Genomic DNA, 24,602 nt, shown 5'->3' with positions numbered 1-24,602 from the left:
TCACGGGACCACGGACTCCCAGGTCGCCACACCGCACCTGGACCCCCCGCCAATACGGCAGCACCCGCCACGCCCCGCCCACACGCCCGCCTGGGCGGACGCCCGGTCCACCCGGCCAATCGGCCCAATCGGACCTGCGTCGCGTCCCCCGCCGTCCGAACCTGGCCCCATGGCCCCACGACGCGCCCCCGCCCTGCTGCTCGCGCCCCTGCTCGCCGTCCTGCTCGCCTCCTGCGGCACCGCCGACACCGGTACCCGCACGATGGCCCGCGCCCTGCCCCCGGACGCGGGCTTCACCCACCCCGGCGTGCTCGTCAGCGAGGCGCAGCTGGACACCGTGCGGGAGAGGGTCACGGCGGGGAAGCAGCCGTGGCTGTCGGCGTATCTGGCCATGCGGGACAGCAAGTTCGGGTCGTACCGGTACCGGCCCGAGCCGTACGCGAGTGTGGACTGCCCCGGCGGTGACCACGCCGACCGGCCCGCGCACGGGTGTGTGGAGGAGCGCGAGGACGCCGTCGCCGCCTACACGCAGGCCCTGCTGTTCAGCATCACCGGCAAGCGGCAGCACGCCGTGAAGGCCAGGGAGATCATGGACGCCTGGTCGGCGAGGATGCGGCGGCACACGGAGGAGGACTCCGGGCTGCAGACCGGCTGGGCCGGGTCCACCTGGGCCCGGGCCGCCGAGATCATCCGGTACGCCGACGGGGCGGGGTGGCCCGCCGACCGCGTCCGGCGGTTCGAGCACATGCTGCGGACCGCCTATCTGCCGACCGTCACCCAGAAGGTCCCCGACTACAACGGCAACTGGGACCTGGTGATGACCGACGCCGCCATCGGCATGGCCGTCTTCCTCAACGACCACAAGGCCTTCGACCACGCCCTGGAGCGGTTCCGCGAGCGCGTGCCGGCGTACTTCTATCTGGAGAAGGACGGCAAGGTCCCGCTCACCCCGCCCGGCTCCACCGTCAACACCCCGCAGAAGCTGACCACTTACTGGTTCAAGCAGACGACCTTCAAGGACGGCCTCTCCCAGGAGACCTGCCGCAACTTCAAGCACGTCGGGTACTCCCTCGCCGCCACCGCGCACATCGCCGAGACCGCCTGGCACCAGGGCGTCGACCTGTACGGCGAGGTCAAGGACCGGCTCAGCGCCGCGCTCGCCCTCCACGCCCGCTACCAGTCCGGCGAGAGGGCGCCCGCCTGGCTGTGCGGCGGGAAGGTGGACCGGAACATGGGCCCGGACCTGGAGGTCGCCCTCAACCACCTGGAGAACCGGCTCGGCGTCTCCGTCCCGGCCGCGCACAAGCTCGCCGTGAAGACCCGGCCCGCCGGGACCGACGCGCTCTTCGTCTCCTGGGAGACCCTCACCCACGCCGGGAACCCCGGCCGCTGAGACAACCCTGGCGCGAAGCACCCCGCGGATGGCGTACAGTAGTGAACACAACGGCGCGGGGTGGAGCAGCTCGGTAGCTCGCTGGGCTCATAACCCAGAGGTCGCAGGTTCAAATCCTGTCCCCGCTACTGAAACTCAGGGCCGGATTCCAGTTCACTGGAATCCGGCCCTGAGTGTTTTCCCGGTGCATCGCCCGGCATCGCATGACACGACGTGACGCGGTGTGATCGGATGAGAGCCCTCCGCGCCGACCTGACGAGCCGTCAATACCTGTGTGTTGTCCGAGGCGAGGTCAACTCGCCCGTTTTTCGACGGTCATGGGCCGTAAGTCCTGCGGGATTTCGTTAATGATCAAGCGGAACAGCTTGGAATCGAGCCCCCGGGTCTATTAACGTTCGATAACGCAGCGCGGTCGTCCCAGCCGTCACAAGAGACGGCTCCGTGCTCACGCGCCGAATTCCGCATGGAAACCGGGGAACCACCAACTTGGGGTGAATCGCTCGTATTTCGCCGTGGCGACACGGTGGGTATACGCGCGTAGGAGACCTTCCTGCTCCGAACCCGTCAGCTAACCCGGTAGGCGAGAAGGAAGGAAAGGAGCACGCCCACGTGGCGTCCAACACGCCTGCCCCCGAGGCGCCTTACGTCCCGAGCGACACCCTCGTATACGGCGGCTACCATGCCGACGACGAGGCGCTGCTCGGTGAGTGGAACCCGACCGCGGAGTCCCTCGCTCCTGTACGCGGCCGGCATCGCGTTGCCAAGCAGCGCGGCGGGGGCTTCGCCCGCAGCTCCACGGTTCTGGGCGTCGGTGTCATAGCCGCCGTCAGCGCCGGCGGAATGGCCAGCGCCAACACCGGCAAGCCGCCGGTCTCCATCTCCATACCCGACCTGCCCTCCGTGGGCTCGCTCATCTCGGACGGCTCCGACTCCTCCGCGGACGAGACGAGCGCCTTCAGCAGTGTCGGCACCGACACCGTGGAGACCACCAAGGGCACCTCGGCCTCGGCCTCGACCTCGGACGCCGGTGAGGTGCTGCGCTCGCGCATCCTGGCCCAGGCCGAGACGCAGCAGGACCAGATCGACACCAAGGCCGCCAAGGCCGTCGCGGACGCCGCCCAGAAGGAGGCGGACGCGGTCGCCGCCAAGGCGGAGAAGGAAGCCCAGGCAAAGGCCACCGCCGCCAAGAAGAAGGCGGAGGAAGAGGTCGCGAAGAAGGCCGAGACCGCGCGTCTGGCCGAGCTCGCCAAGCAGTTCACGCTGCCGACCTCGTCGTACACCATCACCGGGACCTTCGGTCAGGCCGGTTCCCTGTGGTCCTCCGGCTACCACACGGGCCTCGACTTCGCCGCGCCCACGGGCACGTTGATCAAGGCGATCCACAGCGGCACCGTCACGGAGGCCGGCTGGGCCGGTTCCTACGGCTACCGCACGATCCTCACCCTCGACGACGGCACCGAGCTCTGGTTCTGCCACCAGTCCTCGATCAGCGTCAGCGTCGGCCAGAAGGTCGGCACCGGTGACGTCATCGGCCGCGTGGGCGCCACCGGCAACGTGACCGGCGCGCACCTGCACCTGGAGGTCCACCCCGGCGGTGCGGCCACCGGGATCGACCCGATGACGTGGCTGCGGAGCAAGGGGCTCAACCCCTGAGGTTTACGACGATTTTGCGGCCGTGGCGGAAGATCCGGGTCCGGTGCTTGCGTTGACGTAGGACATGACTTCTCTTCGCAAGCTCGGCTCCTCCGACCTCGAGGTCTTCCCGCTCTCCCTCGGCGGCAACGTGTTCGGCTGGACCGCCGACGAGGCCACGTCCTTCGCCGTCCTCGACGCGTACGCCGCCGTGGGCGGCAACTTCCTCGACACCGCGGACGCCTACTCGGCGTGGATCGACGGCAACTCCGGCGGTGAGTCCGAGACCATCATCGGCAGGTGGATCGCGGCCCGCGGCAACCGCGACGACGTCCTCATCGCCACGAAGGTCAGCCAGCACCCCGACTTCCCCGGCCTGTCCGCCGCGAACATCAAGGCGGCGGCGGAGGCCTCGCTGCGGCGCCTGGGCACCGACCACATCGACCTGTACTACACCCACTTCGACAAGCCGGAGATCCCCGTCGAGGAGATCATCGGCGCGCTGGACGAGCTGGTGACGGCGGGCAAGGTGCGGGCCATCGGGGCCTCCAACATCTCCGCCGAGCGGCTCTCGGAGTCCCTCGCCTTCTCCGACCGCGAGGGCCTGGCCCGGTACGTCGCCGTCCAGCCCCACTACAACCTGGTCTCGCGCGACACCTACGAGGGCGAGCTCCAGGCCCTCGCCGACCGGGAGGGCCTCTCCGCCGTCCCGTACTTCGCGCTCGCCTCCGGCTTCCTCACCGGCAAGTACCGTCCCGGCGCCACGGTCGAGAGCGCGCGTGCCAAGGGCGGTGCCGGCAAGCACCTCGACACCGAGCGCGGCCGGCAGGTCCTCGCGGCGCTCGACGAGATCGCCGAGTCCCACGCGGCCCCGGTCGCCACGGTCGCCCTCGCCTGGCTCGCCGCCCAGCCGACGGTCGCGGCGCCGATCGCGTCCGCCCGTACGGTGGAGCAGTTGCCGGCGCTGGTCGGGGTGACGGACCTGGTGCTGACCGAGGCGGAACTGACACGCCTGTCGCAGGCGTCGGCCTGACCCACCGCGGACGGGCGGTGCCGGGCCCTGTGCGCCCTACGTCCGGTACGGGTTGTACGCGGGATACGGCGCCGCCGGATAGTGGACCGGCGGGGCAGTCCGGGCCGGCTGCGGCGGATACCCGTACACCCCGTACACCGGCCAAGGCGGCGCGGCCACCGGGACCGGCGGTGCCGTCATCCGCGCCGCGTGGTCCAGGGCGGGCCGCGCCACGTCCCGGCGCCGCCACAGTTCGTGCAGCAACTCCCGTTCCCGTACGACGAAGTCGGCGTTCGCCCGGCCGCGCCTGCCCCGGTGCCGCAGAAAGGCCAGCGAGGTGGCGTACGCCTCGTACTGCGCGACCGCCCGCGCCGCGGGCCGCCCGCCGAACTGCCGCCGCGCGTACTCCCGCGCCATCCGCCGCGCCCGCATCGAGCCGAGCGCGTACGGCTCGGTCGGGGCCAGCCAGCCGGCGACGGCGTAGGCGGGCAGCTCCTCCCGTACGGTCTTCAGCTCCCGCTGGCGCGTCCAGATGACCAGCCAGGTCAGCAGACCGAACGCCGGCACCATGAACATCGCGTACACGACGAAGAACCCGTACTCGCCGAACGTCGACGAGCCGTTCCAGGTCGCGTGCATGCCCATCGCGAGCAGCAGCCCGGACAGCGGGACGAGCACCCGCCGGATGTGCTGCCGCTCCGCCGACAGCGCGGAGATGCCGAAGCCGATGCCGGTGAGCACGGTGAAGAGGGGGTGCGCGAACGGCGACATGACCACACGTACGAAGAAGGTCGCGGCGGTGACGGAGGCGATGCCGCGGTCGCCGCTGAGCTGGTCGGTGCCGAAGGCGGTGCCGAGGTAGAGGATGTTCTCGGTGAACGCGAACCCGGTCGCGGTGACCCCGGCGACCACCACCCCGTCGACGATCCCGGTGAAGTCCCGTCTGCGGAACAGGAAGACCAGCAGGACGGCGGCGGCCTTGGCCGACTCCTCGACGACCGGCGCTATCACGGTCGCCCCGAGGGTGTCCGCGCTGGAGGGGTCGGCGGTCGCCGTGGCTATCCACTTCGTGGCGAAGCTGTTGGCGATGATCGCTATCAGCGCGGCCGCGCAGGCCCCCCAGGCGAAGCAGAACAGCAGATTGCGCCAGGGGCCCGGCTCGACCCGGTCGAGCCAGCGGAAGGCGGCTATGAGCAGCGGTACGGGCAGGACGGCGAGGCCGAGCCCGACCAGGAACCCCTCGGTGCCGGTCTGTTGGCGGACCAGGGCGAGGATGACGAGCCCGGACAGCGCCAGGAGCGTGATCAGGGCGCCGTAGCGCACCCACTTCCGCTGCCACCAGTGCGCATGCCGCAGCGCACCGCCGCCGGCGGGTTCACCGGGGCGTGTCGGATACGGAGGACAGGTGGCCACAGCATCGACCTTAACGAGACAGAGGCGCCGCCCGCAGCAGGGCGAGGACGCTCAGGCGCCGGCGGGGGGTTGAGCGGATCGGTCGGTTCGGTCGCCGTGCTGTACGCGGCGGAACAGCAGGTCGTTCACGACATGTCCCTTGTCCAGTCCCTGCCCCTCGAAACGAGTCAGCGGCCGGAAGTCGGGACGCGACGCAAAACCGCCGTCGGCCTGTGTGTTCTCGAAGTCGGGATGCGCCGTGAGCACTTCGAGCATCTGTTCGGCGTACGGCTCCCAGTCGGTCGCGCAGTGCACCGGCGCGCGGGGCTTGAGGCGGGTGGCGACCAGGTCCAGGAACTCCGGCTGGATCAGCCGCCGCTTGTGGTGCCGCTTCTTGGGCCAGGGGTCGGGGAAGTAGACGCGCAGCCCGTCGAGCGAGTCCTCGGAGAGCATCTCGCGCAGCAGGATGATGGCGTCGCCGTTGCCGACGCGGACGTTGGACAGCTTCTGCTGCTCGGCGAGATTGAGCAGATTCCCCTGCCCGGGGGTGTGCACGTCGACGGCGAGGATGTTGGTCCCCGGCTCCGCGGCGGCCATCTGCGCGGTGGCCTCGCCCATGCCGAACCCGATCTCCAGCACCACGGGGTGATCGTTCCCGAACATCTCGCCGAGGTCGATCCTGCGCTGACCGTCGATGTCGAGCCCCCAGGTGGGCCACATCCGCTGCAGGGCGTCGGCCTGCCCCGCCGTCACCCGGCTCCGCCGGGGTTGGAAACTCCGGATCCGCCGCTCGAAGTGCGACCCCGCGGGATCGGCACTGGGCCCGTCGGGAAACCGAGGGCCCCCCTTGGGGACGGGGTGAGGGGCCTCGGCGGAATCGGCGGGCCGGGACCGGGAGGCTTCGGGAGCGTTGAGGGAGTCAGACACAGTGGAGCCGATTTTACGGCTATGCGCTCGCCCGACTGTTCAGCCCCTCCGGCCGACCCTCCAGCCCCTCCGGCGTTTGAGGAGCGGGGGTCCAAGGGGCGGAGCCCCTTGAGGACGGGACGGGTAGGGGCGGCGGGGGCGAAAAACCCTTTGCCCGCACTGACCTCACACGCCCCGCAACGCCTCCAACGCCCGCCGGGCCACCTCCCGCCCGATCGGCAGCGAAGCGGTCGCCGCAGGCGAGGGCGCATTCAGCACATGCACAGCCCGAGCCCCCTCCCGGATCAGGAAGTCGTCCACCAGCGTCCCGTCCCGCAGCACCGCCTGCGCCCGCACCCCCGCCGCCGAAGGCACCAGGTCGTCCGCAGTCACCGCGGGCAGCAGTCTGCGCACGGCCGAGGTGAAGGCAGCCCGGGACACCGACCGCCGCAGCTCCCCCGCCCCGTACCGCCAGTGCCGACGGGCGATCTGCCACGACCCCGGCCAGGCCAGCGTCGCCGCCAGCTCCCGGGGCCGTACGACCCCCCATCCGTACCCTTCCCGGGCCAGCGCCGGCACCGCGTTGGGCCCGACGTGCACTCCGCCGTCGATCCCGCGCGTGAGATGCACCCCGAGGAACGGAAACGCCGGGTCCGGCACCGGATACACCAGCCCCCGCACCAGCTCGGGCCGCGCCAGCGTGAAGTACTCGCCCCGGAACGGCACGATCCGCATCTCCGGATCGTCCCCGGTCAGCCGGGCCACCTCGTCGCAGTACAGGCCGGCGCAGTTCACCAGCACCCGCCCCCGGACGACATCACCGGCACCTGTCAGGACGGCGACCCCGCGCTCCGGTCGCCGGTCGACGCGCCGCACCTCGGCGCCGTACCGGATCTCCGCCCCTGACGCCTCGGCCAGCAGGCGCGCCACCCCGACGAAGTCGCAGATCCCGGTCGTGCCGACGTGGATGGCGGCGAGGCCCTCCACCTCCGGTTCGTACTCCGCGATCTGGGCGGCCCCCAGTTCGCGCACCGGAATGCCGTTCTCCCGGCCTCGCTGGACCAGTCCGTGAAGTCGCGGCAGCTCGCTCCGCTCGGTCGCGACGATCAGCTTTCCGGTGACGGCGTGAGCGATGCCGTACTCCGCGCAGAACTTGACCATCTCGGCGGCCCCGCGCACCGCGTACCGCGACTTGAGCGATCCGGGCCGGTAGTAGATCCCGCTGTGGATCACCCCGCTGTTCCGCCCGGTCTGGTGCCGGGCGGGCCCGGCCTCCTTCTCCAGGACGGTCACCCGGGTGCCGGGCGCCGCACGGGTGATCGCATACGCCGTCGACAGCCCGACAATGCCCCCACCGACGACGAGCACGTCACAGTCGTAAGCGATCCTCGATGACACCTGCACCACCTCCCACCCCCGATAGTGCACTGCACCACTGACAGTCGCTTCAAACGTGGGGGGCGGTGCCGCTGTCCAGGGCCTACGCCGGGGCCATCAGAAGCGGCCGGGCCCGCTCCCGCAGCTCCACCACCCGCGGCTCGTCCCCGTACGGCTCCAGCCGGTGCAGCAGGTCCTTCACGTACTCGGTGGTACGAGCCGAGGAGATCCGCCCCGCGACCTCCACCGCCCGCACGCCCTGCTCGCACGCCGCGTCGAGATTGCCCGACTCCAGCTCGGCCACCGCGGAGACGACGAGCCGCAGCCCGTGTGACCGTACGAACTCCTCCGTCGGCTTCGACAGGGCCTGCTCCGTGAAGCGCCGCACCTGACGCGGCGCCTTCAGGTCGCGGTAGCACTCGGCCGCGTCCGCCGCGAACCGGTCGTAGGAGTAGAACCCGAGCCACGTCGGGTCGTTGTCGCCCTCCCGGGACCGTTCGAGCCATCCCTCGGCCGCCTTGAGCGCCGCCCCGGCCGCCACGGCGTCTCCCGCACGCGCGTGTGCGCGCGCCTCGACGAGCCGGAAGAAACTCATGGTGCGGGCGGTCGCCAGCCCCCGGTTCCGCTCCAGCGCGGCCTGCGCGAGATCGACGCCCTCGTCGCCGAATCCCCTGTAGGTCGCCTGCAACGACATGGACGCCAGCACATACCCTCCGAGCGGGACGTCCGCCGCTGCGCGAGCGAGCCGCAGCGCCTGGATGTAGTACCGCTGCGCCGCCTCCTGCTGCCCGGTGTCGAAGGCCATCCACCCGGCCAGCCGCGTGAGCTCCGAGCTCGCCCCGAACAGCGCCCGGCCCACTTCGTCGGAGTACGAGCCGAGCAGCAGGGGCGCCGCCTCCACCCTTAAACACTCCGGCACCATGGACGAACGCCAGTCGCCGCCTCCGTACTTGGAGTCCCAGCGCCTGGCGTCCTCGGCCGCCTCCCGCAGCTTCTGCACATCGCTGTGGCCGACTTTGAGCGGTGCGCCGGAGCCCTCGGAGTGATTCACCTCACGCGCGACCGAGCTGTCGGCCGGGGTTATCAGCCAGCGTGAGGCAGGCGTTGCGTATGCGCTCACTGCGAACGATCCGGCGAGGGACTGCCAGATGCCGCCCGCGCCGGACCTGCGTCCGGCGAGGTCGAGACGGTAGAGCTCCGTCGCCGACCTGACCGCCTGTCCGACGTCTCTGGGGAAGGCGAGGCCCACCTCGGGCGCGGGATCCGCGTCCGCCAGACCGATCTCGTGGAGCGGCACCGGGCGCCCGAGCTTCTGGCCGATGGCGGCCGCGATGAGGTGCGGCGCGGCGCCCTGCGGCACCATGCCCTTCGACACCCAGCGCGCCACCGACGTCTTGTCGTAGCGAAGAGTCAACCCGCGTTGAGCGCCAAGATCGTTGACGCGACGCGCGAGTCCTGCGTTGCTGATTCCCGCGAGGGCGAGAACGGCGCCGAGTTTTTCGTTCGGCCCGCGTTGCTCCCTGGACATGCGCCACCCCTCGACACAGACGGCTGCCGCGCTGGCATAACCACCCGGCATTCGTAAACCCAGCGTAGTTCGCCGCATCCCAAGCGTTAAGGGGCATTCTTCCGGATGGCGGGATTGTGGTCCGTACTGAAGTACGGGTCCGATACGCGCAGTTGCGTCGTGCTCCTGTTGTGTGGCCGTGCGCCCGTCCGTGCGCTCTTCTCCGGCCAGGAGGGGAGCGCTTCCATGGATGATGCGTGGGTCGGCCCGCTGTACTGGATCCAGTGGGCTGGGGGACACCGCCGCCTACATCCCCGCGGGCGGCGGACCGGCCCGGGGGGCGAAGTGGCGTCTCCCGGGCTGCGCGCCTGTCGTGCGGCGCGCGGGATGTGTACGGAGCGTGTTCGAGCCTGCTCCGATGTCGCCGATTTGGCCGAAAACCAACCCCTGCCTTCGCGGGCGATCAGCCCTCCTACCATGGCAGTTGAGGGCGCGTTAGGCGTTTTTGGGGAGCGTAGCGGGGGCGCATTCGCGTCGCACGCCCTTGGCCCCGTGCGGGTGTTCGCAGACGTACGCGGTTGTTCACAGGGGCGCGTTCCCCGCATCCCAAGCGGCTCCACCGGCCCTCCGGCACGCTCCCTTCATGGCAGCATGGTGACCGGTTCGAACGGTGCACTGGTTGTCCACAGTCTGTGGAGGCGTCCATGCGGTGGTTGGTGGGGTGGAGCAGCACCGCCGCAGGTGTTCCCGGAATCGGGGTCGCGGGGGCCACCGGAGGCGACGGGGAGACCGTGCACCCGGTGGGTTCCCAACTCCTGTGGGGCGACCCGGATCCCCTGTGGGCGGTCGGCGACTGGCGTCCCGACGAGGTGCGCGTGCTGAGCATCGACGCGCAGACCCGGATCGCCGTGTTCGGCATCTGCGGGGCCTCCGACGAACAGCTGCGGATCGGACTGCTCGCCGCGCGCGGAGGGGCACTTCGGCATCTGACGGCCTGGCCGGGGGCGTACACGGCGGTGGTCCAGGCGGGCCGCCGGATGACCGTGTGCGGGGATCTGGCGGGCGCGCGGCCGGTGTTCCACACGCCCTGGGCCGGCGGCACTGCCTACGCGACCGCGGCCCTGCCCCTGGCCGACCTCATCGAGGCCAACCTCGACTTCGGGCACCTCGCCGCGCTGCTCGCCGCCCCCGACGTGCCGGCGGCCCTCCACGACTCCACGCCCTACGAGGGCGTCCGGCGCATTCCGCCGGGGCACGCGCTGATCCTGCGCAACGGCGCGCGCGAGATCGCCGGGTACGAGCCGGTCGCCTCCCTCGCGGTCGCCGCGCCCTCCGCCGACCCGGACAGCGCGGTCGACGGGGTGCGGGACGCCCTCGTCGAGGCGGTACGGGCCCGGCTGTCCGCGCCCCGGCACGTGCCCGACATCGACCCCGGCCCGGTGCCCGGCATGGGGCCCGCCGAACGGCGTGCCGCGCGCGGGATGCCGGTGCCGGGCATCGGCGCCGACCTGTCCGGCGGGCCGGCGTCGGGGACACTCGCCCTGCTGGCCGCCGGGCTGCCCGGAATGCCGGGCACGGTCCTGGGACACGGCACCGGGGCCGGTGAGCGGCTGCTCGCGGTCACCTTCAACGACCTCGCCGTGGCCGGGCGGGAGGCCGAGGTGGAACGGGCGGGCACGCTCGCGGCGAATCCCCGACTGCACCACGTGGTGGTGGCGGGCGGTGAGGAGACCCTTCCGTATGCCGAGCTGGACGGGCCGCTGACGGACGAGCCGGGGGCGTGCCTGGTGACGGCCGCGCGGCATCGGGCGCGGCTGGCGGCGGGGAGCGCCGACCACTTCACGGGGTACGGGGCCCGGCAGGTACTGGACGCGCATCCGGCACGTCTGGCGGACCTGCTGATGGACCGCAAGCGGCGCCATCTGGTCCGGCCGGTGGCCGCGTTGGCGAAGGCGGACGGTTCCGTGCTCGTCCCCGCGCGCGTGTACGGCGCCGCGCGACGGCTGGCCCGTACGCCGTACCGGGCCGGTCTGGAGATGCTGGCCGACCGGCTCATGAACCAGCGTTTCGACGAGCCCGGGGGTGCGGTGGGGGCGTCTCTCGCCGCACTCACCTGGGCCAGACCGGGGCCCGCGGCGCGGTGGCTGACGGGGGAGGCGCTCGCTGAAGTATCGGTTCGCCTCCAGGGCGCCACACACCGCTCCGGGGTCGGTCCCGGACAGCATCCCGGTGACTTCCGCGCGCGTGCGGCCCTCGCGCGTCACGCGTCCGATCTGCGGGTCCTGGAGCAGGCCGTGGAGATCCGCTCCCAGCGGCTGCACGCGCCGTTCCTGGACAACCAGGTGGTGCGGGCCTGCCGTGCCCTGCCCGAAGCGCTGCGGGTCCGGCCCGGAGCCCGCGCCGAGATCCTCCGTACGGTCCTGGCGGGCGCCGGTGTCTCCGACCTCCCGCCCGGCTGGGGCGCCCCCTCCCACGCCTCCTCGGCCGCGGCGACCCGAACGGGGCTGCGGGTGGCTGCGGACTCCCTGATGTCGTTGTTCGGCACCCCGTTGCTCGCGCAGGCGGGCCTGGTGGAGGCCCGGGTGGTCCGCAAGGCCCTGCGCGCCGCCGCCGACGGCGAACCACTCCCCCTGGACGGCCTGGCGGACCTGGTCTCCCTGGAACTCTGGCTGGGCCGCCTGCTCGCCCGCCGCGGCACCTGCTGGACCGGGACGCCGGCACGCGCGCGTGCGGTACCGGCGGGCATCAGGCCGCAGCGAGGAGCCCTGGGCGCGGGAGCCTCCGGCGGCGGGGCGGTGTACGGGTAAGGCGGCACGGCACGCGCACGCGGCAAAAAGATGGGGGCCCGCCACAGAACCCCGGCGACAATGAACCCGTGCGGTACAGAATCCTGGGCGTCACCCAGGCAACGGACAGCGACGGCACCGTCATACCCCTCGGCGGCCCCCGCGTCCGCGCCCTGCTGGCCGCCCTGGCCCACCGCCCCGGCCGTACGGCGACCCCCGAGACCCTGATCGACGAGGTCTGGGAGGAGGACCCGCCCCAGGACGCCCCCGCCGCGCTCCAGGCCCTGGTCGGCCGCCTCCGCCGTACCGTCGGCAAGGACGCGGTCGTCTCCGAACCGGGCGGCTACCGGCTGGCCGCCGCCGAGGACGACGTGGACCTGTACGTCTTCGAGCGCCTCGTACGGCGGGGAACCACCGCTCTGGCCCACGAGGATGCAGGGACAGCCGCCCAGCACCTCACCGCGGCCCTCGCCCTGTGGCGCGGTCCCGCCCTCGCCGACCTCCCCGACCGCACCGCCGCCACCCGCCCCGAGGCCCTGCGCATGGAGGCCCATCGGGCCCGGATCGAGGCCGATCTGCTGCTCGGCCGCGCCAAGGACGTCGTACCGGAGCTGACAGAGTTGACCGGGGCGCATCCGTACGACGAGCCGCTGCACGTCCTGCTCATCCGTGCCCTGCGCGACAGCGGCCGCGGCGCCGACGCCCTCGCTGCGTACGAGGCCGCCCGGCATGCCCTGGCCGACGGCCTCGGCACCGACCCGGGCCCCGAACTCCGCGCCCTGCACGGCGAGTTGCTCACGGCCCCCGGTCCTCTCACCCGCCCAGAAATCGAACGAGGCGGCAACATCCGTCCACGCCTTACCTCTTTCGTGGGCCGGGAACCCGAACTCGTCGCCATCCGTTCCGAATTGCACAGGACCCGCCTCGTCACCCTCACCGGACCGGGCGGATCCGGAAAGACCCGTCTCGCCGAGGAAGCCGCCGCCGGCCTCCCGCAGGCGTGGCTGGTCGAGCTCGCCCCGCTCGACCGGCCGGAGGCGGTGCCCGGTGCGGTGGTCAGCGCGCTCGGTCTGCGCGAGACCGTGCTCATGACCACCGAGCTGGCGGCCCCGCAGGACGACCCGCTCGCCCTGCTCGTCGAGTACTGCGCCTCGCGCAGCCGACTCCTGATCCTTGACAACTGCGAACATGTGATCGAAGCGGTGGCCCACCTCGCGGAGACCCTCCTCACCCGCTGCCCGAAGCTCACGATCCTGGCCACCAGTCGTGAACCCCTGGGCGTGCCGGGGGAGTCGGTGCGGCCGGTCGAGCCCCTCCTGCCCGACCAGGCGGGCCGTCTCTTCGCCGAGCGTGCCGCCGGCGTCCGTCCCGACGCGGCCGGCGTGCTCGCCGACAAGGAGGCCGTCGCCGAGATCTGCCGTCGCCTCGACGGACTGCCGCTCGCCATCGAACTGGCGGCGGCCCGGCTGCGCCTGCTCACCCCCCGCCAGATAGCCGACCGCCTCGACGACCGCTTCCGCCTTCTCACCTCCGGCAGCCGTACCGTCCTGCCTCGCCAGCAGACCCTGCGGGCCGTCGTCGACTGGTCCTGGGAGCTGCTCGACGAGCGGGAGCGGGCGCTGCTGCGCGAGGTGTCCGTCTTCGCGGGCGGCTGGGAGCTGGAGGCGGCGGAGGCCGTGTGCACCGGGCCGGCCGCGGAGCTCCTCGGGGCGCTCGTGGACAAGTCCCTGATCGTGGCCACCCCGGGGGAGCGGGACGGCTCGGGCAGCATGCGCTACCGCATGCTGGAGACCATCCACGAGTACGCCGCCGAGCGCGCCGCCGAGTTCCCCGCCCTGCGTGCCGCCACCCGGTGCCGTCACCGCGCGTGGGTGCGCGCGCTGGTCGAGGAGGCCGACCCCCAACTGCGTTCCGCCGGCCAACTCCCCTGGATCTCCCGCCTGGAGACCGAGCTGGACAACATCCGCGCGGCCCTCGACCGCACCCTCAGCGCGGGCGACGAAGCGGAGGGCACCGCCCTGGTCCTCGCCATGGGCTGGTTCTGGTGGTTGCGCAACTACCGCCGCGAGGGCATGACATGGGTGGACCGGGTGCTGCGGCTGGGGGTGGCGCGGGACAGACGGAGCCCGACCGCCCCCGCGCCGGCGACGGCCGACGCACCCGTAACGGCAGCCGCAGCCGCCGATGGTGAGTCCGAGGACCCGATCGACGTCTACCTCGCCGCCCCGCACGCGGAAACGACCCATCCCGCGCACCCCGCACGCATGAACCTCCGCATGCTGTACTTCTTCCTCAGGGCCGAGACCGAGCCCATCGACAGCCGGCTCGACCAGCGCCTGCGGAGCTACGTCAACCGCGTCCGCGAACACTTCGAGCGCGGCGGCCCCGACGCGGCCCGCCTCCCCGGCATCATCTGGCCCATGGCCGGCCTCGTGCTGGGAGACCCCGTGAACATCCGCTCCCTCATGGACACCTCCCTGGCCAACTGCCGGGCCCACGGCGACGACTGGTCCGTTGCCATGACCCTGATGTTCCGCACCCACACCATGGTCGACTCCTCGGGCGGCATGGCCGGGGTGGACGACGACCTCGGAGAGCTGCGTGTCCTCAGCCGCCGAGTGGGCGACCGCTGGCTCCGCGCCCAGGTCAGCAGCGCGGCCGGCGAGGCGGCCATGGCCCGCGGACGCCCCGCCGAGGCGAAGGAGGAGTACGAGCAGGCGTTGCGCCTCGCCTACGAGGTGGGCGCGTACGCCGAGACACCGTTCCTCATCGCCCGGCTCGCCGAGGTCGCGTACCGCACCGGGGACCGCTCCGCCGCGCTGACCGCTCTGGACGAGGCGAACGCCGCCGGAGACCGGTACGGAGTCCCGGAGACCAGGGCGTTCGTGCGGCTCCTCCAGGCCCACATGGCCTTGGAGGAGAAGGACACCGTCCGGTCGCGCGAACTGGTGGAAGCGGTCCGTGAACAGATCGGCCAGGCGCCCCCGCCGCCGATGTTCACGGTGATGCTGAACCTGGTCGACGCGATGGTGACGGCCGAGGAGTCGGGCCCGGAGCAGGGGCTGCCGCTGCTGGCGGGCACCGTCCGTGAGGCGATCGAGAAGCGGTGCGCCGACGCGGTCGTGGCGGCACTCGTGGACAGCGCGGCGGGCCTGCTCTGCGACCTCGGCGACCTCCCGCGCGCGGCTCGGTTGCTCGCGGCCGGTGAGCGTTGGCGCGGCGGTGACCCGCGCCCCCACCCCGAACGCGTGGCGGCCGAGCGCGCCGAGGCCGCCGCCCGCACCGGCCTGGGCCCCGTGCGCTACGCGGCCGAACACACCCGGGGCACGGCCCTCACCCCGGGCGAGGTCCTGGCCGAACTCGACGAGGCGCTGCAGGCGCGGCGCGCTAGGAGCACCTGAACTTCGACTCCGCCCAGTCCGCGAGCATGAGGTCGTCGAAGGGACTGTGCGGCTCGACCACCAGCCGTACGGTCGTGCGCCCGGCGAGGTTCACATGGACGGGCACGGCCGGGTCGCCGCCCTCGACCAGTCCGGACCTCCACAGCCGGGCCCCGTCGGCGTAGACGGAGAAGTAGACCTTGCCGAGGCCCAGCGTCATGTCGTCGACGCCGACCACCGCGTCGTAGGAGGAGCACGCGCGGTTGAGGTCGATCGTGACGGAGGAGCGGCCGTGCACGGTCACGCCGTGGGCGTACTGCTCGTCGGCGATCGAGACGCCGTAGCGCTGCCACACCCAGCTGCTCTCGCCGATCCGCATCTCGGGCCCGCTGCCGTTCCCGGAGACGTCGTAGGCCAGCTCGCTCCACTGGTAGACGGCCGGTGGCAGCGGGGGAGGCGGGGGCGGTGCGGGCGTGGGAGTGGGGGCGGGTTTCGGGGTCGGTGTCGGCCTCGGGGTGGGGGTCGGCGCGGGTGTGGGGGTGGTCCTGGGCTTCGGCTTCGGGGTCGGTGTGGGGGTCGGCGTCGGAGTCGGGGTGGGTGCGGCGGCGACGGGGATCACCGGGGGCTGCGGCTCGGGCTTCTTCGGCGTGGGGCTGGGGTCGGCGGGCTGGACCACCGGCGTGGACGCGGGCGGCTTGGCGTCCGGATTCCTGGCCGGACTGTCGTCGCCGACCAGCGCGAGCGCCACCGCGGCGGCGGCCACGGCGACCACACCGGCCGCGATACCGGCCTTCACCGGCGCGCCGAGCCCCTCCGAGACCGCGGCGCCGCCGGCACCCGCCCCGCCCGAGGATCCCCCGCTCGCCGCGGCGGCCGCGCCGGCGGCACCGGCCGCTCCCGCCCCGGCACCGCCGACGATGAGCCCGACGGCCTTGGCGTACCCGGCGGCCCCGAACCAGCCGATGACCGCGAGCGGTACGACGGCGGGGATGCCGCTGGCGACTTCCTTGATCTGGCCCGCGGCCAGCCGGCACTTGGCGCACTCCTCCAGGTGCTTGCGCAGACCCCGTTCGGCACGGGTGCGCAGTCCGCCGCGGGCGTAGGCGCCGAGCCGGTCGGCGTAGCGGGCGCACTCCTCGTCGGTGGCGAGGCTCGCGCTGACGTGGGCCTGGAGGTAGGCCTGCTTGAGGCCCTCGCGGGCGCGGCTGGCCAGCACGCGCGTGCCGTTGGCGTCGAGCCCGAAGAGGGTGGCGACCTCGCTCGGCGACTCGTCCTCGACCTCGGTGTGCCACAGCACGGCCTGCCAGCGCTCGGGCAGCGACCGGAAGGCCTGCATGGCCATGGACTGCTCGGCCTCGTGCATCGCGCGCACGTCCGCACCGAGGTCCAGGCCCGCGCCGAAGGAACCCATGGACCCGGTGTCGTCGGACGCCGGTGCCGAGCGCGAGGCCTGGGTGGCGAACACCGCGAAGTCGTCGACGAGTTGCTCGCGCTGCGCCGACTTCGTCCAGCCGGCGGCGACACGCCGGACGCTCGTGAGCAGGTAGGCGCGCACGGCGTACTCGGGGCCGTGGCCGCGGCGCACGGCCTGGAGCATGCGTGCGAAGACCTCGGCGGTGAGGTCGTCCGCGGTGTGGCCGTCGCGGCAGCAGGTGCGGGCGTAGCGGCGCACCGCCTCGGCGTGCCGCCGGTAGAGCGCCTCGTACGCGGTGTCGTCGCCGGAGCGCATCCGCTCGATCAGGTCGGCGTCGGACGGCGGCATGTCCCTGGGCGGCGGCAGGACGCTGCCGTCCTCGCGGCGGTCGCGCTGGGCGGGCACGTTGCCCTCGACGGGTTCGCCGCCCTGCGCCGGGATGTCTGTCTGAGGGAGGGCGGCGCCCTGGGGGATGCCGGCCCGGCCCCCCTGCTCGGGCACCTGTGGTGTGCCGCCGCCGGCGTCCCCGTCGCCCTCGTCCAGCGGCTCGTTCCGCCCGTCAACACTCATCGCGGAATGCCCCCGCCGCCGGCCCAACCAGTCCCGAACACCGGGTCAGAGTGCCATATCGACTTTTAGTCAGTAGGGCTGACTGCGGTGCTTCCACTCGTCCGTGGGGTTTTCCGGCTGTGCGGTACTAGCCGTCACCCATTCGGGGAATGCTCAACTGTCGTGCACCGCACCGGAGTTGAGCCGGTGTGGGACCGGGCGTCGGAAATGACCGGGAATGCGACGGGGTGCGGACGGCATCGCGCCCGCACCCCGCTGTCACCCCTTCGAGTCACACCGGCCGGGACCGCAGCCCCTCCAGCAGGATGTCCAGCAGCCGCGCCGAGGCCGCCGCCTGCTGCGCCGCGTCCGGCAGCGAGGGCGCCGCGGTCGCGATCACCAGCAGAACGTCCGACACCGACACATCGGTCCGCAGCTCACCGGCCGCACGCGCGCGGTCCACCAGCCGGCCCACGACCTCCAGCAGCGCCGCCGCCCCGGCGTCGTCGTCGACGGCGACCATGGAGGCATCCTCCGGCACCAGCCGCAGCTCGCCGGCGCCCGGGGTCGTCCGCTGCTGCGGCACCCGCGCCCCGTCGTAGCCGTCGGTCCCTTCGTCGGCGACCCCGACCCGCAGCACCTGCGGCGGCAGCAGCCGCCCGGCACCGGACGCGACCGACGTACGCAGGAAGCGCGACAGCGCCGACCACGGCTCGTCCTCCTGGCCGAGCGCCGTCCGGGCCTGGTCGGTCAGCCGGGAGGTCTCCTCCTCGGCTATCCGCCGGACCAGGACGTCCTTGCTCGGGAAGCGCCGGTACACCGTGCCGACACCGACCCGCGCGCGCCGCGCCACGTCCTCCATCGGCGCGCCGTAGCCCAGCTCGCCGAAGACCTCGCGCGCCGCGCGCAGTACGTGCTCCAGGTTGCGCTGTGCATCCACGCGCAGCGGGGCCGAACGCGATCCGTCACGTCCGTTGCCCGCCGCGCTCATCGCCGAGCCCATCGCGCCGCCCATCGCCCCGCCACCGGGTGCGATGGCAGACGCGGTAGACCAATGAGAGTCCTGAATATGCATAAATAATCCCCCGGTAATGACGTCTCCCCCCGGAGACTCTCCCCGCCATCGAAAGCCGGAGCGTGCGGAACATGCCCGTTTCGCGAGTCCGCCCGAAGCGGACCCGGAGCGCATCCCCCTACACCCCGTAGACACACGAACATAGTTGAGTGGGGGTCAATTCAGAAGGGGCAGGTTCCGCACGGAGCGCCCCTCGATCGGAGTACGGGATGCAAACGCCCCGATTGCACCCCCTCCGTCCGCCTGGCGCACACCTACTGACCTGCGAACCTTCCGCGCTCCCCGACGAATGGGCCAACCCGGCGCGCCGACGACTTCCGGTCACACAATTTGTCGAGGCTGTGGACAAACTCAAGCGGCGGGTGCGTCATGGGATGGTGAAGGAACGTGCGCGCATTCTGGTTGTCGGCGGCGGCTACGTCGGGATGTACACGGCTCTGCGTCTGCAGCGCAAGCTGAAACGGGAACTCGACGGGGGCGAAGTACAGATCACCGTCGTCGCGCCCGACCCGTACATGACCTATCAGCCGTTCCTGCCCGAAGCGGCGGCCGGATCGATCTCCCCGCGCCATGTCGTCGTGCCGCTGCGCCGCGTCCTCGACCGCTGCCATGTCGTCGTCGGCGAGGTCACCGCGATCGACCACGCCAAACGCACCGCGACCGTCGTCACCCTCGCCACCGAGGAGGAGCACACGGGCGCCGACCAGCTGTCGTACGACGAACTCGTCCTCGCCCCCGGTTCGATCGCGCGCACCCTGCCGATCCCCGGCCTCGCCGACCACGGCATCGGGTTCAAGACGGTCGAGGAGGCCATCGGCCTGCGCAACCACGTCATCGAGCAGATGGACATCGCCTCCTCCACCCGCGACCCCGCGATCCGCGACGCGGCCCTCACCTTCGTCTTCGTCGGCGGCGGCTACGCGGGCGTGGAGGCGCTCGGCGAGCTGGAGGACATGGCCCGCTACACCGCGCGCTACTACCACAACGTCCGCCCCGAGGACATGAAGTGGATCCTCGTCGAGGCCTCCGACCGCATCCTTCCCGAGGTCGGCGAGGAGATGGGCCGCTACACCGTCAGCGAGCTGCGGCGCCGCAACATCGACGTACGGCTGAACACCCGCCTGGAGTCCTGTGTGGACCGCGTCGCCGTCCTCAGCGACGGCGCCCGCTTCCCGACCCGCACGGTCGTCTGGACGGCCGGCGTGAAACCCAGCCCGCTCCTGGCCGCCACCGACCTCCCGCTCACCGAGCGAGGTCGGCTGAAATGCACCCCCCAGCTCACCGTCGACGGCACCACGCACGCGTGGGCGGCCGGAGACGCGGCCGCCGTCCCCGACGTCACCGCCGAGGAACCCGGCAAGGAGACGGCACCCAACGCCCAGCACGCCGTCCGCCAGGCCAAGGTCCTCGGCGACAACATCGCTCACGCTCTGCGGGGCGAGCCCCTGGAGACGTACGCGCACGCGTACGTCGGCTCGGTGGCCTCACTCGGCCTCCACAAGGGTGTCGCGCAGGTCTACGGACGCAAGCTGAAGGGCTACCCTGCCTGGTTCATGCACCGCGTCTACCACCTCAGCAGGGTGCCCACCTTCAACCGCAAGGCCCGCGTCCTGGCCGAATGGACCCTGTCGGGTCTCTTCAAGAGGGAGATCGTCTCCCTCGGTTCACTCGAACATCCCCGAGCGGAGTTCGAACTCGCGGCCGGTGGAAAGCCTCCTCTCGAACCGACTGACGACCCGAAGGGGTCGTCCTGACCGGACCGAGGAACTCCACGGACCGCCCCGGCGTCTGACGAATGTCGACCCGGTCGGCCCCTGCCACACTGGTGCCCGACCTGGACGGGCAGCCGCCCGCCCATCGAACCCAAGAGGTTTTCCCACCGTGCTGCACCCCCGGGCTGCCGTCCCCAGCCCCCCGGCCTGGCCCGGAGCCGGCCCGAAGACGCCGAAGACGACGACGCGAGGCAAGGATTCGTGAACTTCACGCGCTGGAGCGCCCGCCTCCCCGGAACGCAGCGCCGCGCCGCAGCGCGGACCGACGACCTGGTCACCGAGGACCGCCTGAGCGAGGGAGCGGTCCCCGCGGCCCGCGCCGAACAGCTCACCGTGCCGGTCCCCGCCGTCGACGAACTGCCGGTGCGTGAGGTCCTCGACCGCGTGCCCGCCCTGGTCGCCCTCGTCCACGGCCCCGACCACCGCCTCGCCTACGTCAACGACGCCTATGTGGTGGCCTTCGGCCTCCGCCAGCCCGGCGCACCGGCCCGCGAAGCACTCCCGGAGCTCGACGAACTCGGCCTCCTCCCGCTCCTCGACCAGGTCCTGCGCAGCGGCAAGCCGCGCACGGTCAAGTCCCGCAAGGCCCCCGACGGCCGCTCCTACACCTTCACCTGCACCCCGGTGACGGGTGGGGACGGCGGCGTACTCGTCTTCGCGACCGACGTCACCGACCACGCCGAGGCCGCCGAGCGCCTCAGAGCCAGCGAGCGCCGCCAGCGCGAGACCGCCGTCACCCTGCAGCGCTCCCTGCTCCCCCAGGAACTCGAAGAACCCGACGACCTGCGCATCGCCGCCACCTACCACCCCGGCGGCACCGAGGCCGCGGTCGGCGGCGACTGGTACGACGTCATCACCCTCGGCGGCGGCCGCACCGCCCTGGTCATCGGCGACGTCATGGGCCGCGGGGTCCGCGCGGCAGCGGTCATGGGCCAACTCCGCACGGCGGTCCGGGCGTACGCCCGCCTGGACCTCCCGCCGCACGAGATCCTCCAGCTCCTGGACGGCCTCGCCATGGAGATCGACGCCAACCAGATCGCCACCTGTGTGTACGCCATCCACGACCCCAACGAGGGAAAGCTGGTCTACGCCTCGGCCGGCCACCTGCCCATCCTGGTCCGCGACGAGAACGGCGTCGTCCTGCGCGCCGACGAGCCCACCGGCCCGCCCCTGGGCACCGGCGGCTGGATGCACGCCTCGGGCTCCATCCCGCTCAGCCCCGGCTCCACGGCGGTCCTCTACACGGACGGCCTGGTGGAACGCCGCAACGAGGACCTGGACGAGGGCATCGCGGCCCTGGAGCGCGCCCTGGCCGGCGCCACCGGCACCCCCCAGGTGATCTGCGACCGCCTGGTCCGCTCCGCCGGCGTCACCGCGGAGCACGACGACGACGTGGCCGTCATGGTCCTCCAGCACCCGGCCCACACGGGCCCCGACGGCGAGCTCTTCCGCAACGCCGGGCTGGAACTCCTCGGCGGCGTCGAAGCGGCCCCGCGCGCGCGTGCGTTCGCCTCCGGCGTGCTGACCAGCTGGCGGTTCCCCGTGGAACTCCATGATCTGGGCGTCCTCGCGGTGAGCGAGCTGGTGGCGAACTCCCTGCAGCACGGGACGCCCCCGATGCGACTGCGACTGCGCCGCACCGACCGGCGCCTCATCGTCGAGGTGACGGACGGCGACGACCACCTGCCCAGGCGCCGCCGAGCGGAACCGGGGGACGAGTCCGGTCGCGGCATCGCCATAGTGGCGACCATCGCGTCGAGCTGGGGCTCCCGGAGGACGCCCGGGGGAGGCAAGGCGGTCTGGTGCGAGTTCGTGCTGCCCAAGGGATAGCGCCGCAGGCGGGCGGAGTGCGGCTAGGCGGCGATCGACTCCTGCTGCGTCCCGCCCTGGGCGACCACCCTGCTCTTCCGCAGGAACGGCTGGTCCTGCACAGCCGTCAACTGCCTGCCCAGCCGTAGGGCCAGGTACGTGATCCCCAGCGAGAACAGCAGGAACGTCACGATGTACGGCGTGTGCAGCGACGCTCCCATCGGCCCGCCGACCGCCGGGCCGACCGCCAGGGCCAGCTGCTTCACCAGCGCGAAGGCGGAGTTGTACTGGCCCGCCATCCCCTCCGGCGCCAGATCGGCCACCAGCGGTGCCACGGTCGGCGACAGCATCGCCTCGCCCAGCCCGAAGAGCGCGTACGTCGACACGAACGCGGCCGCAGCCATCTCATGGCTGCCGTGTCCGAGGCCCGCGAAACCCGCGGTGACCCACGCCACGGCCCAGATGAGTCCGACCACGGCGATCACGCGGGACCGCTTCTGCCGCTCGACGAACCTCAGCACGGCGAACTGCGCAACCACGATCATCGCGGTGTTGGCGGCCAGGGCCGACCCCAGCGCGGAGGTCGAGATGCCGGCGGCCTCGACGCCGTACGCGCTCAGACCCGACTCGAACTGTCCGTAGCAGGCGAAGAACAGCACGAAGCCCAGCACGCACAGCTGCACCATGGCCCGGTTGCTGAGCAGCTGCTTCCAGCTGCTCCCGGCGGACGAGGTCGGCGCACCTTCCATCCGCGGCGCACGCGGCAGCCGCAGAGTCGCCATCACGACCACCAGCAGCAGGAACATCGCCGCCTCGATCGCGAACAGCAGGGTGAACGACGCCGCGCTCGACGTGTCGACGAGATGCCCGCCGATCAGACCGCCGACGCCGAGCCCGAGGTTCTGCAGGAAGAACTGCGTCGCGAAGGCCCGGGACCGGGTCTCCGAGGTGGAGCAGTCGACGATCATCGTCGCCAGCGCCGGCTGCATCACGGCCTGACCGGCCCCGAGCGCCGCCGCCGACAGCAGCACGGTCGACGCGTGGCTCGAGAGCCCGAGACTCAACGACCCGACCGAGGCCGTGACCAGGGCGGTGAGCAGCACCGGCAGCGGACCACGTCGGACGATGGCCCGTCCGGCGAAGGGCAGCACGACCAGTGCCGCCACCGCGAAGACGGCGAGGACGAGCCCCGCCGTCATGGCTCCCAGCCCACGCACCTGCGCCACATAGACGTACAGGTAGGGGACGGTGAAACCGAGCCCGAACGCGCTGAGTGCGTTGCCCACGTGGATCCGGCGCATCGCTGCGCCCATCGCCCTGGTCACGTTCACCTCTCTCACTAGTTAGGTCTGAAGACTTCAAAGCTAAACTTCGAAGCTAAATAGTACATAGTCAAGGACTTCAAAGCAAAGGAGGTGCGTGCGATACTGCCGCCATGGCCGAGACCCCTGGCGTCCCCGAGCCGACGCTCGACGAGCAGATCGCCGCCTACCAGCGCGAGTTCCAGGACCTCGACCCCCAGGTCGAGCAGATCGTCTCGGCGCTCTCCCGCCTGAACCGCCGCATGAACGTCGCCTACGGCCGCCAGACCGCCGCGCTCGGCATGAGCAACGCCGAGTGGGAGGTCCTGAAGGCCCTCGTGCTCGCCGGCGCCCCCTATCGGATGGGCCCGAGCGACCTTGCCAAGCGCCTCGGCCTCACGCCGGCCGCGATGACGCACCGGATCGACCGCATGCTCGCCGAGGGACTGGTGACCCGGGAGCGGGACGAGTCCAACCGTGTCCGCGTGATCGTGGAACTCACCGTCGAGGGCCGCGAGAAGTGGCTGGAGGTGATGCGCCGGGCCACGGTCTTCGAGGAGGACCTGCTCCAGGACCTCTCAGCCGAGGAGCGCAACGCCCTCGGGGACGTCCTCGCCAGGCTCCTGCGCAGGGTGGAACACGCACAGCCGGATGCCGGCGGGCGTCTCAGTGACCTCGACTAAAAGATCTTGACAGAGGGTGCTTGACAGCCCCCTCCACGATCCGTAAAGTTCTTCGGGTTGCCACGGGCCGTAACGGTTCTGCGGTGACACCTTCTGCCGCGAAAGCGGCCACTCAAACCAACAGCATGATCCCCCAGTCGGGATGAATTCGGCGTGCCCGAATTCAATTCGATTCGGACGCGGTCCTCGATTTGGGACCGCGGAGGGAATCCGCTAGGGTTTGAGACGTCGGAACGGCCCAACAGCCGGGAAGGCAAGCCCCCTCTGACTGGGAGTCAGGCCCGAAAGGATCTGATAGAGTCGGAACCGCCGGAAAGGGAAACGCGAAAGCGGGAACCTGGAAAGCACCGAGGAAATCGGATCGGGAAACGGTCTGGTAGAGTCGGAAACGCAAGACCGAAGGGAAAAGCCCGGAGGAAAGCCCGAGAGGGTGAGTACAAAGGAAGCGTCCGTTCCTTGAGAACTCAACAGCGTGCCAAAAATCAACGCCAGATATGTTGATACCCCGTCTCCGGCCTTCATGGTCGTAGATGAGGTTCCTTTGAAGAATACACAGCGAGGACGCTGTGAGTGACCGCCTTATTCCGGTGGTTGCTCCGCTCTCGTGATGTGTG

General features: G+C 71.7%; 15 protein-coding genes, 1 tRNA gene and 1 riboswitch. Of the genes, 9 read left to right on the top strand and 7 right to left on the bottom strand.

Annotated features, from left to right (window positions below; all coding sequences use genetic code 11):
• Window positions 1-169 precede the first annotated feature (169 nt).
• The 4 genes from OHT57_RS23835 (at window position 170) to OHT57_RS23820 (ending at window position 4,058) form a co-directional block, all read left to right on the top strand.
• On the top strand, window positions 170-1,393 hold the full coding sequence (locus OHT57_RS23835) for an alginate lyase family protein (protein WP_328748524.1): 1,224 nt from the start codon (window positions 170-172) through the stop codon (window positions 1,391-1,393).
• Window positions 1,394-1,447: 54 nt separating this feature from the next.
• Window positions 1,448-1,521, top strand: a tRNA-Met gene (locus OHT57_RS23830).
• A 312-nt stretch (window positions 1,522-1,833) separates the two neighbouring features.
• A riboswitch (cyclic di-AMP (ydaO/yuaA leader) is annotated at window positions 1,834-1,991 on the top strand.
• A gap of 11 nt (window positions 1,992-2,002) precedes the next feature.
• On the top strand, window positions 2,003-3,046 hold the full coding sequence (locus tag OHT57_RS23825) for a M23 family metallopeptidase (protein ID WP_328748523.1): 1,044 nt from the start codon (window positions 2,003-2,005) through the stop codon (window positions 3,044-3,046).
• 64 nt (window positions 3,047-3,110) lie between these two features.
• Entirely contained in the window at window positions 3,111-4,058 is a 948-nt protein-coding gene (locus OHT57_RS23820) for an aldo/keto reductase (RefSeq protein ID WP_328748522.1), read from the top strand.
• A gap of 36 nt (window positions 4,059-4,094) precedes the next feature.
• Here OHT57_RS23820 and OHT57_RS23815 read toward each other — a convergent pair whose 3' ends face one another.
• The 4 genes from OHT57_RS23815 to OHT57_RS23800 all read right to left on the bottom strand — a co-directional run bounded on the left by OHT57_RS23815 (window position 4,095) and on the right by OHT57_RS23800 (window position 9,240).
• A complete protein-coding gene (locus tag OHT57_RS23815) occupies window positions 4,095-5,450 on the bottom strand; it encodes a PrsW family intramembrane metalloprotease (protein ID WP_328748521.1) in 1,356 nt (451 codons plus the stop codon).
• Window positions 5,451-5,501: 51 nt separating this feature from the next.
• Window positions 5,502-6,356, bottom strand: coding sequence for a tRNA (guanosine(46)-N7)-methyltransferase TrmB (trmB, locus tag OHT57_RS23810; protein WP_328748520.1), 855 nt, complete (start codon window positions 6,354-6,356; stop codon window positions 5,502-5,504).
• Window positions 6,357-6,521: 165 nt separating this feature from the next.
• Window positions 6,522-7,742, bottom strand: coding sequence for an L-2-hydroxyglutarate oxidase (gene lhgO, locus OHT57_RS23805; RefSeq protein ID WP_328748519.1), 1,221 nt, complete (start codon window positions 7,740-7,742; stop codon window positions 6,522-6,524).
• A 73-nt stretch (window positions 7,743-7,815) separates the two neighbouring features.
• Entirely contained in the window at window positions 7,816-9,240 is a 1,425-nt protein-coding gene (locus tag OHT57_RS23800) for an MFS transporter (RefSeq protein ID WP_328748518.1), read from the bottom strand.
• 683 nt (window positions 9,241-9,923) lie between these two features.
• Between OHT57_RS23800 and OHT57_RS23795 the strand changes: the two genes are divergently transcribed.
• Both OHT57_RS23795 and OHT57_RS23790 read left to right on the top strand, forming a co-directional pair.
• Entirely contained in the window at window positions 9,924-12,026 is a 2,103-nt protein-coding gene (locus OHT57_RS23795) for an asparagine synthase-related protein (RefSeq protein ID WP_328748517.1), read from the top strand.
• Window positions 12,027-12,094: 68 nt separating this feature from the next.
• Complete coding sequence (locus OHT57_RS23790; RefSeq protein WP_328748516.1) at window positions 12,095-15,406, top strand: BTAD domain-containing putative transcriptional regulator; 3,312 nt, start codon at window positions 12,095-12,097, stop codon at window positions 15,404-15,406.
• Here the strand turns inward: OHT57_RS23790 and OHT57_RS23785 are convergent.
• Together OHT57_RS23785 and OHT57_RS23780 are read right to left on the bottom strand one after the other, a co-directional pair.
• Window positions 15,393-17,369: a sigma-70 family RNA polymerase sigma factor gene (locus tag OHT57_RS23785; RefSeq protein WP_328748515.1), complete on the bottom strand. Its 1,977-nt coding sequence runs from the start codon at window positions 17,367-17,369 to the stop codon at window positions 15,393-15,395. The genes OHT57_RS23790 and OHT57_RS23785 overlap by 14 nt on opposite strands.
• A gap of 271 nt (window positions 17,370-17,640) precedes the next feature.
• Complete coding sequence (locus OHT57_RS23780; RefSeq protein WP_328748514.1) at window positions 17,641-18,423, bottom strand: TetR/AcrR family transcriptional regulator; 783 nt, start codon at window positions 18,421-18,423, stop codon at window positions 17,641-17,643.
• A 374-nt stretch (window positions 18,424-18,797) separates the two neighbouring features.
• Between OHT57_RS23780 and OHT57_RS23775 the strand changes: the two genes are divergently transcribed.
• Both OHT57_RS23775 and OHT57_RS23770 read left to right on the top strand, forming a co-directional pair.
• Complete coding sequence (locus tag OHT57_RS23775; RefSeq protein ID WP_328748513.1) at window positions 18,798-20,177, top strand: NAD(P)/FAD-dependent oxidoreductase; 1,380 nt, start codon at window positions 18,798-18,800, stop codon at window positions 20,175-20,177.
• Window positions 20,178-20,396: 219 nt separating this feature from the next.
• On the top strand, window positions 20,397-22,025 hold the full coding sequence (locus tag OHT57_RS23770) for a SpoIIE family protein phosphatase (protein ID WP_328748512.1): 1,629 nt from the start codon (window positions 20,397-20,399) through the stop codon (window positions 22,023-22,025).
• 23 nt (window positions 22,026-22,048) lie between these two features.
• On the opposite strand, the gene OHT57_RS23765 is transcribed toward OHT57_RS23770, so the two are convergent.
• A complete protein-coding gene (locus OHT57_RS23765; protein ID WP_328753306.1) occupies window positions 22,049-23,317 on the bottom strand; it encodes an MFS transporter in 1,269 nt (422 codons plus the stop codon).
• Between the two features lie 122 nt (window positions 23,318-23,439).
• Here OHT57_RS23765 and OHT57_RS23760 point away from each other — a divergent pair, with 122 nt between their 5' ends.
• Entirely contained in the window at window positions 23,440-23,988 is a 549-nt protein-coding gene (locus OHT57_RS23760) for a MarR family winged helix-turn-helix transcriptional regulator (RefSeq protein WP_328748511.1), read from the top strand.
• The last annotated feature ends 614 nt before the right edge of the window (window positions 23,989-24,602 follow it).

The organism is Streptomyces sp. NBC_00285, from assembly GCF_036174265.1.
Classification (GTDB): Bacteria; Actinomycetota; Actinomycetes; order Streptomycetales; family Streptomycetaceae; genus Streptomyces.
This window is presented reverse-complemented; position numbering and strand designations above follow the sequence as displayed.

What these genes read in the sequence shown, in the direction of transcription:
- OHT57_RS23835 (WP_328748524.1), top strand. Translation starts at nt 170, where the DNA reads ATGGCCCCACGACGCGCCCCCGCCCTGCTGCTCGCGCCCCTGCTCGCC.
- OHT57_RS23785 (WP_328748515.1), bottom strand. Translation starts at nt 17,369, where the DNA reads ATGAGTGTTGACGGGCGGAACGAGCCGCTGGACGAGGGCGACGGGGAC.
- OHT57_RS23780 (WP_328748514.1), bottom strand. Translation starts at nt 18,423, where the DNA reads ATGCATATTCAGGACTCTCATTGGTCTACCGCGTCTGCCATCGCACCC.
- OHT57_RS23820 (WP_328748522.1), top strand. Translation starts at nt 3,111, where the DNA reads ATGACTTCTCTTCGCAAGCTCGGCTCCTCCGACCTCGAGGTCTTCCCG.
- OHT57_RS23775 (WP_328748513.1), top strand. Translation starts at nt 18,798, where the DNA reads ATGGTGAAGGAACGTGCGCGCATTCTGGTTGTCGGCGGCGGCTACGTC.
- OHT57_RS23800 (WP_328748518.1), bottom strand. Translation starts at nt 9,240, where the DNA reads ATGTCCAGGGAGCAACGCGGGCCGAACGAAAAACTCGGCGCCGTTCTC.
- OHT57_RS23760 (WP_328748511.1), top strand. Translation starts at nt 23,440, where the DNA reads ATGGCCGAGACCCCTGGCGTCCCCGAGCCGACGCTCGACGAGCAGATC.
- OHT57_RS23765 (WP_328753306.1), bottom strand. Translation starts at nt 23,317, where the DNA reads ATGGGCGCAGCGATGCGCCGGATCCACGTGGGCAACGCACTCAGCGCG.
- OHT57_RS23795 (WP_328748517.1), top strand. Translation starts at nt 9,924, where the DNA reads ATGCGGTGGTTGGTGGGGTGGAGCAGCACCGCCGCAGGTGTTCCCGGA.